Origin of the sequence: Streptomyces sp. NPDC058307 (assembly GCF_042880295.1) — a bacterium.
Lineage (GTDB): Bacteria > Actinomycetota > Actinomycetes > Streptomycetales > Streptomycetaceae > Streptomyces.
The window spans coordinates 148803-156347 of the sequence record NZ_JBHVYZ010000011.1 but is presented as its reverse complement, the minus strand read 5'-3'; the positions used below and the strand labels follow the sequence as shown (position 1 = coordinate 156347).

8 protein-coding genes are annotated in these 7545 nt (G+C 67.6%); 2 read left to right on the top strand and 6 right to left on the bottom strand.

Annotated features, from left to right (window positions below; translation table 11 throughout):
• The 5 genes from ACFVYN_RS11330 to ACFVYN_RS11310 form a co-directional block, all read right to left on the bottom strand.
• A partial coding sequence (locus ACFVYN_RS11330) for a DUF475 domain-containing protein (RefSeq protein ID WP_389995846.1) occupies positions 1-665 on the bottom strand: 665 nt, incomplete at its 3' end.
• 125 nt (positions 666-790) lie between these two features.
• On the bottom strand, positions 791-1366 hold the full coding sequence (locus ACFVYN_RS11325) for a TerD family protein (protein WP_389995843.1): 576 nt from the start codon (positions 1364-1366) through the stop codon (positions 791-793).
• 124 nt (positions 1367-1490) lie between these two features.
• Positions 1491-2066 carry a calcium homeostasis/redox stress adaptation protein gene (locus ACFVYN_RS11320; protein ID WP_007381726.1) on the bottom strand — a complete coding sequence of 192 codons (576 nt, stop codon included), beginning with the start codon at positions 2064-2066 and terminating at the stop codon, positions 1491-1493.
• A 125-nt stretch (positions 2067-2191) separates the two neighbouring features.
• Positions 2192-2650 carry a peroxiredoxin gene (locus tag ACFVYN_RS11315; RefSeq protein ID WP_389995841.1) on the bottom strand — a complete coding sequence of 153 codons (459 nt, stop codon included), beginning with the start codon at positions 2648-2650 and terminating at the stop codon, positions 2192-2194.
• Between the two features lie 110 nt (positions 2651-2760).
• Positions 2761-3192: a DUF3052 domain-containing protein gene (locus tag ACFVYN_RS11310; protein ID WP_020116104.1), complete on the bottom strand. Its 432-nt coding sequence runs from the start codon at positions 3190-3192 to the stop codon at positions 2761-2763.
• 372 nt (positions 3193-3564) lie between these two features.
• On the opposite strand from ACFVYN_RS11310, the gene aceE reads away from it, so the two are divergent.
• Together aceE and ACFVYN_RS11300 are read left to right on the top strand one after the other, a co-directional pair.
• Positions 3565-6297 carry a pyruvate dehydrogenase (acetyl-transferring), homodimeric type gene (aceE, locus tag ACFVYN_RS11305; RefSeq protein WP_389995838.1) on the top strand — a complete coding sequence of 911 codons (2733 nt, stop codon included), beginning with the start codon at positions 3565-3567 and terminating at the stop codon, positions 6295-6297.
• Positions 6298-6376: 79 nt separating this feature from the next.
• Complete coding sequence (locus tag ACFVYN_RS11300) at positions 6377-7114, top strand: potassium channel family protein (protein ID WP_389995836.1); 738 nt, start codon at positions 6377-6379, stop codon at positions 7112-7114.
• A gap of 51 nt (positions 7115-7165) precedes the next feature.
• On the opposite strand, the gene ACFVYN_RS11295 is transcribed toward ACFVYN_RS11300, so the two are convergent.
• Complete coding sequence (locus tag ACFVYN_RS11295; protein WP_389995833.1) at positions 7166-7393, bottom strand: hypothetical protein; 228 nt, start codon at positions 7391-7393, stop codon at positions 7166-7168.
• Between the last annotated feature and the right edge of the window lie 152 nt (positions 7394-7545).

Sequence of the window (7545 nt, the reverse complement as noted above, 5' to 3'; positions counted from 1 at the left end):
TCCTCTTCGAGCTTGTCCTCGAAGTAGCCGGAGAGGCCGCCGACGACCATGTAGGTGATCAGGCCCGCGATACCGGAGATCAGGACGGTCTGCGCCTTGTCGACATGTGCGCCGCCGTGCTGGTGGGCGTGGGTGGCGAAGGTGAAGGCGGTGATCAGCAGGACGACCAGGGCGATGCAGACCGACAGCATGTCGACCTTGCCGAGCTTGGCCAGCGGCCGCTCGATCCAGCGCAGCCACTGGATGTCCCGGTCCTCGAAGATGAAGTCGAGGAAGATCATCAGCAGGAACATGCCACCGAACGCGGCGATCGCCGGGTGCGCGTCGGTGACCAGCTGCTGGTAGTGGTCCTTGTTGTTGAGCGCGAGGTCGACCGCCTCGATGGGCCCCATCTTGGCGCTGATCGCGACGATGACGACGGGGAAGACCAGCCGCATGCCGAACACGGCGATGAGGACGCCGACCGTGAGGAAGATCTTCTGCCAGAAGGCGCTCATCTTCTTCAGGATGCCGGCGTTGACCACCGCGTTGTCGAACGACAGGGAGATCTCGAGGATGGAGAGGATCGCCACGATTCCGAAGGCCTCCCACCCCCCGTAGAGGACCGCAGCGACCAGGCCGAGCGCGGTGACCGCGAACGACCAGCCGAAGGTTTTGAGAACCACTGGCTACCCAATCCGTACGTGTACGGGGTTCCCCCGTGCCGCACTCGGCTTTACGAAACTTTGAAGCGAAGTGTAGTCGGGCACCCTCGAAGCCCCACCCGGCCCCGGCTTTTGCTCATATCGCGCTATGAGACGTTGACGCCGAAGTCCAGGGCGATGCCCCTGAGGCCCGACGCGTACCCCTGCCCCACGGCCCTGAACTTCCACTCGCCCTGGTAGCGGTAGAGCTCGCCGAAGATCATCGCGGTCTCGGTGGAGGCGTCCTCGGAGAGGTCGTAGCGGGCCAGTTCCTGGCCGTCGGCCTGGTTGACCACACGGATGAAGGCGTTGCTGACCTGGCCGAAGGTCTGCCCGCGGTTGTCGGCGTCATGGATCGACACCGGGAAGACGATCTTGTCGCACCGGTCCGGCACCTTGGAGAGGTCGATCAGCAGCGACTCGTCGTCGCCCTCGCCCTCACCGGTGAGGTTGTCGCCGGTGTGCTCGACCGAGCCGTCCGGGCTCTTGAGCTGGTTGTAGAAGATGAAGTACTCGTCACCCAGGACCCGCCCGCTGCTGCACATCAGGGCGCTGGCGTCGAGGTCGAAGTCGGCTCCGGTGGTGGAGCGCGCGTCCCAGCCGAGTCCGACCATCACCTGGGTGAGGTTGGGTGCGGCCTTGGACAGGGAGACGTTCCCTCCCTTGGCGAGCGTGACGCCCATGTGCTGTCCCTCCCCGAAAGTGTGCTTCTGTGCTTGTCCTGCGCGTCCGGCGCCGCACGCAAACCGTGCGGCGCCGGACGAAGAGAGCCGGGGCCGGTCCGAGGGCCGGCCGGGTGAACAGGTCCTAGACGTTGACGCCGAAGTCCTGGGCGATGCCGCGCAGGCCCGAGGCGTAGCCCTGGCCGATGGCACGGAACTTCCACTCCGCGCCGTTGCGGTAGAGCTCGCCGAAGACCATGGCGGTCTCGGTGGACGCGTCCTCGGAGAGGTCGTAGCGGGCGATCTCCGCCTCGCCGGCCTGGTTCACGACGCGGATGAACGCGTTGCGCACCTGGCCGAAGGACTGCTGGCGGTTCTCGGCGTCGTAGATCGAGACCGGGAAGACGATCTTGTCGACGTCGGCCGGGACCGCGGCGAGGTTGACCTTGATCTGCTCGTCGTCGCCCTCGCCCTCACCGGTGATGTTGTCGCCGGTGTGCTCGACGGAGCCGTCCGCGCTCTTGAGGTTGTTGAAGAAGACGAAGTTCGCGTCGCTGGCGACCTTGCCGGCCGCGTTCAGCAGCAGCGCGCTGGCGTCCAGGTCGAAGTCGGTGCCGGTCGTGGTGCGGACGTCCCACCCCAGACCGACGATGACCGCGGTCAGGCCCGGGGCCTCCTTGGTCAGCGATACGTTGCCGCCCTTGCTGAGGCTGACTCCCACGAGTCCTCCATTTTGGTGTCCGGGGGCCGAAAGCCCCACAGTGCGTGCGATGTCGGATGCTGTCGGATCAACGATTCGATCCTAGTGACGGGTTCCCGGCTCACGCAGTCCCTGGAGGCGAACAATCACAGGGTGTCGAGCGCCTTCACGTACTCGTTCAGGTCACGGGCGTCCGGCAGGGCGTTGACGACGGTCCAGCGGACCACGCCCTCCTTGTCGATGACGAAGGTGCCGCGCACCGCGCAGCCCTTGTCCTCGGCGAAGACGCCGTAGGCGCGGGAGACCTCGCCGTGCGGCCAGAAGTCGCTGAGCAGCGGGTACTCCAGGCCCTCCTGCTCGGCGAAGACGCGCAGGGTGTGGATGGAGTCGTTGGAGACGGCGAGCAGCTGGGTGTCGCGGTCGGAGAACTGCGGAAGGTTGTCACGCAGCTCGCACAGCTCACCCGTGCACACGCCGGTGAAGGCGAAGGGGTAGAAGAGCAGCACGACGTTCTTGCCGCCGCGGAAGTCGGACAGCTTCACGGTCCGGCCGTGGTTGTCCTTGAGCTCGAAGTCGGGGGCCTTTTCGCCGACCTGGATCGCCATCGCGTGGATGTCCCTTCGGGGGGCTGTTCGAGTGACGCGACCAGCCTACGCAGCGATCACCGGAGGAAAGCGGACGGGCCGGTCGCGCCGGCCCGTCCGGTCCTACCGGGCTACTTCTTGGACTTGGCCGCCTTGGGTGTCACCAGCCGGCTGCCACTCCAGTCCTTGCCCACACTGACGCTCTTGGAGGCGGACAGGCCTGCCGTCGTCGCGGCTTCGGAGATGTCACTCGGCTCCACGTAGCCGTCCCGGCCGGTCTTCGGCGTCAGCAACAGGATCGAGCCGCCCTCCTCGATGTACGTGGTGGCGTCCACCAGCACATCGGTCAGGTCGCCGTCCTCGTCACGGAACCAGAGCACCACGGCATCGGCGACGTCGTCGTAATCCTCGTCCACAAGGTCGCTGCCGATGACTTGCTCGATGGCCTCGCGGAGTTCCTGGTCTACGTCGTCGTCGTAGCCGATCTCCTGGACCACCTGCTCGGGCTGGAACCCCAGCCTCACGGCAGGGCTCGTCTCCGCGTGGTCCGCGGTCGCGCTCACGGGTTGCCTCCTGGTCTTGTCTTTGATTGGGGGTCCCTCCAGGCCGTCGGCTCGGGGGGAGTCTCAGCCACGCGCGTGCGCGAAGCGTTGGCCGTAGTCCACACGGGCGGGGCGGATCGCGCAAGTACCCGGCGTTTCAGACCGCCGAAACGGTGACGTTCCGGGACTGTCACCCCAACTCCCGGCACATCATCGCGGTCACGCCGTGACACATGCCACACCTTTCTGCCCTCTTTGTGTGTTTGGGAACCATACCCGGGTACGGGACCTGGGGTTACCCCGGAGTAGAGATGACGTTTGGCCCCCCGAGGTACACGATGGGGAGCGGTGCAGACATACAGGAATACGGCCCTCTGACAGGTAAGGAACAGCGTGGCTTCCGGATCCGATCGCAACCCGATCATCATTGGCGGCCTTCCGAGTCAGGTTCCTGACTTCGATCCCGAGGAAACCCAGGAGTGGCTCGACTCCCTCGACGCCGCCGTGGACGAGCGCGGCCGGGAGCGGGCCCGCTATCTGATGCTGCGGCTCATCGAGCGGGCCCGCGAGAAGCGCGTGGCCGTGCCCGAGATGCGCAGCACGGACTACGTGAACACCATCCCGACCAGAGCGGAGCCGTTCTTCCCGGGCAACGAGGAGATCGAGCGCAAGATCCTGAACGCCACCCGGTGGAACGCGGCCGTTATGGTCTCGCGCGCCCAGCGTCCCGGGATCGGCGTCGGCGGCCACATCGCCACCTTCGCGTCCTCCGCGTCCCTGTACGACGTCGGCTTCAACCACTTCTTCCGCGGCAAGGACGAGGGCGACGGCGGCGACCAGGTCTTCTTCCAGGGGCACGCCTCCCCCGGCATCTACGCGCGCGCCTTCCTGCTCGACCGGCTCAGCGAGGACAACCTCGACGCCTTCCGCCAGGAGAAGTCGAAGGCGCCGCACGGGCTGTCCTCGTACCCGCACCCGCGGCTGATGCCGGACTTCTGGGAGTTCCCGACCGTGTCGATGGGCCTCGGCCCGATCGGCGCGATCTACCAGGCGCGGATGAACCGCTACATGCACGCGCGCGGGATCGCCGACACGAGCAAGTCCCATGTGTGGGCGTTCCTCGGCGACGGCGAGATGGACGAGCCCGAGTCGCTCGGCCAGCTGACCATCGCCGCACGCGAGGGCCTGGACAACCTGACCTTCGTCGTCAACTGCAACCTCCAGCGCCTCGACGGCCCGGTGCGCGGCAACGGCAAGGTCATCCAGGAGCTGGAGTCGGTCTTCCGCGGCGCCGGCTGGAACGTGATCAAGCTCATCTGGGACCGGACCTGGGACCCGCTGCTCGCGCAGGACCGCGACGGCATCCTCGTCAACCGCATGAACACCACCCCGGACGGCCAGTTCCAGACCTACGCCACCGAGTCCGGCGCCTACATCCGCGACCACTTCTTCGGCGACGACCAGCGGCTGCGCGCGATGGTCGAGAACATGACCGACGACCAGATCCTGCACCTGGGCCGCGGCGGTCACGACCACAAGAAGATCTACGCGGCGTTCAAGGCGGCGGTGGAGCACACCGGCCAGCCGACGGTCATCCTCGCCAAGACCGTCAAGGGCTGGACGCTGGGCCCGAACTTCGAGGGCCGCAACGCCACGCACCAGATGAAGAAGCTGACGGTCGACGACCTCAAGGGCTTCCGCGACCGGTTGCACCTGCCGATCTCCGACAAGGAGCTGGAGTCGGGCGCGCCGCCCTACTACCACCCGGGCCGGAACTCGGAGGAGATCCAGTACATGCACGACCGCCGGCTGGGTCTGGGCGGTTACGTCCCGACGCGTGTCGTGCGTGCCAAGCCGCTCGCGCTGCCGGAGGACAAGACGTACGCGAGCGTGAAGAAGGGTTCCGGTCAGCAGTCGATCGCCACCACCATGGCCTTCGTACGACTGCTCAAGGACCTCATGCGGGACAAGGAGCTCGGCAAGCGGTTCGTGCTGATCGCGCCGGACGAGTACCGCACCTTCGGCATGGACTCGTTCTTCCCGAGTGCGAAGATCTACAACCCGCTGGGCCAGCAGTACGAGTCGGTGGACCGGGAGCTGCTGCTCGCCTACAAGGAGTCGCCGACGGGCCAGATGCTGCACGACGGCATCTCCGAGGCGGGCTGCACGGCCTCGCTCATCGCGGCGGGCTCCGCGTACGCCACGCACGGCGAGCCGCTGATCCCGGTCTACGTCTTCTACTCGATGTTCGGTTTCCAGCGCACCGGCGACCAGTTCTGGCAGATGGCGGACCAGCTGGCGCGCGGTTTCGTGCTGGGCGCGACCGCGGGCCGTACGACGCTGACGGGTGAGGGGCTCCAGCACGCGGACGGCCACTCGCAGCTGCTCGCCTCGACCAACCCGGGCTGTGTGGCGTACGACCCGGCGTTCGGGTTCGAGATCGCGCACATCGTGCAGGACGGTCTGCGGCGGATGTACGGCCCGGACAGCGAGAACGTCTTCTACTACCTCACCGTCTACAACGAGCCCATCCGGCACCCGGCCGAGCCCGAGAACGTGGACGTCGAGGGCATCCTCAAGGGCGTCTACCGCTTCTCCGAGGGCACCTCGGGCGCGATCCCGGCGCAGATCATGGCCTCCGGCGTGGCCGTGCCGTGGGCGGTCGAGGCGCAGAAGATCCTCGCCGAGGAGTGGAACGTCAAGGCGGACGTCTGGTCGGCGACCTCCTGGAACGAACTGCGGCGCGAGGCCGTGGCCTGCGAGGAGCACAACCTGCTGCATCCGGAGGAGGAGCAGCGGGTGCCGTACGTGACGCGGAAGCTGGCCGGGGCGCAGGGGCCGTTCGTGGCCGTGTCCGACTGGATGCGGGCGGTTCCGGACCAGATCGCGCGGTGGGTGCCGGGCACGTACCAGTCGCTGGGCGCGGACGGGTTCGGGTTCGCCGACACCCGGGGCGCGGCGCGGCGGTTCTTCCACATCGACGCGCAGTCGATCGTGCTGGGCGTGCTGACGGAGCTGGCGCGCGAGGGCAAGGTGGACCGGTCGGTGCTGAAGCAGGCGATCGACCGGTACCAGCTGCTGGACGTCTCGGCGGCCGACCCGGGGGCCGCGGGCGGCGACGCGTAGCCGCTGCGCTCGGCCGGAACGGACGAAGGGCGGTGGAGCTGCGGCTCCACCGCCCTTACCGTTTCCTTACGATGCGGTCATGAAGGAACAGTCGGCGCAGGTCCGTTGGGAACAGCACACCCAGCGGCCCCTTCTGACGCTCGCGGTGCTGTTCGCCGTCGCCTACGCCGTGCCGATCGTGGACACCTCGGCGGGACGGTCGCTCACTGCGGTGTGCACGGGGGTCGAATGGGTGGTGTGGGGAGTCTTCGCCGTCGACTACCTCATGCGGTTGTCGCTCTCGCCGGACCGCCGCGGATTCGTACGGCAGTACTGGATGGACCTGTGCGCCGTGATACTGCCGCTCATACAGCCGCTGCGGCTGCTGCGCCTGGTCTCCACCCTGCTGCTGGTGGGGCAGCGGGCACGGATGGCCTCGCAGATCCGGGTGACGACGTATGTGGCCGGGGCGGTCGTGGGACTGCTGATGTTCGGGTCACTGGCGGTGCTCTCGGTGGAACGGGACGCACCGAACGGGAACATCCGCACGTTGGGTGACGCGGTGTGGTGGTCCTTCACGACCATGACGACCGTGGGCTACGGCGATCACGCCCCGACCACCGGCCTGGGCCGCGTGATCGCGGTCGGGCTGATGCTCTCCGGCATCGCCCTGCTCGGTGTGGTGACCGCGAACATCGCCGCCTGGTTCATCGAGCGCTTCGAGAAGGACGACGTGGAGGAACGCCGGCAGACGGAGGCGATCCAGGCCCTGACGGAGGAAGTACGGGCCCTGCGCGCGGAGGTCGCGGCCCTGCGCAAGACGTCCGTCGGCAACTGAAGGCGGGCCCCCGGTCGTCCCACCGGGGGCCCTTCCCTCACGCGCCCCGGGTCAGAACAGACCGCTGCCCGGGGTGGCCGCTCCGACGAGCCAGATGATCGCCAGGAGCGTGTCGATGGCGCCCAGTACGAAGGCGACCAGAGCAGGCCAGGCACGACTGCCGCCCGACCAGGTGCGGCCCATGGCAAGCCAACCGCAGACGATCGCGACCGGGCCGAGAATGATGCCCAGTACGAAGAAACCCGCGATCGCGCAGATACTGATTTCTCCGGGGGACACCCCCAGACCCCCGACGATGATCCCGAGCGTCGCGCGATCCGGCCCACTGCATGACCACGTCACGCGGAGCAGTCACCGGAACCCCCGGCACACCATGAGGCGGGCCCCCGGTCGTCCCACCGGGGGCCCTTCCCTCACGCGCCCCGGGTCAG

Bases quoted from the DNA above. Each gene is read 5' to 3' on its own strand.
- ACFVYN_RS11300 (WP_389995836.1), top strand. From the start codon at position 6,377: ATGAAGGAACAGTCGGCGCAGGTCCGTTGGGAACAGCACACCCAGCGG.
- ACFVYN_RS11315 (WP_389995841.1), bottom strand. From the start codon at position 2,650: ATGGCGATCCAGGTCGGCGAAAAGGCCCCCGACTTCGAGCTCAAGGAC.
- ACFVYN_RS11325 (WP_389995843.1), bottom strand. From the start codon at position 1,366: ATGGGCGTCACGCTCGCCAAGGGAGGGAACGTCTCCCTGTCCAAGGCC.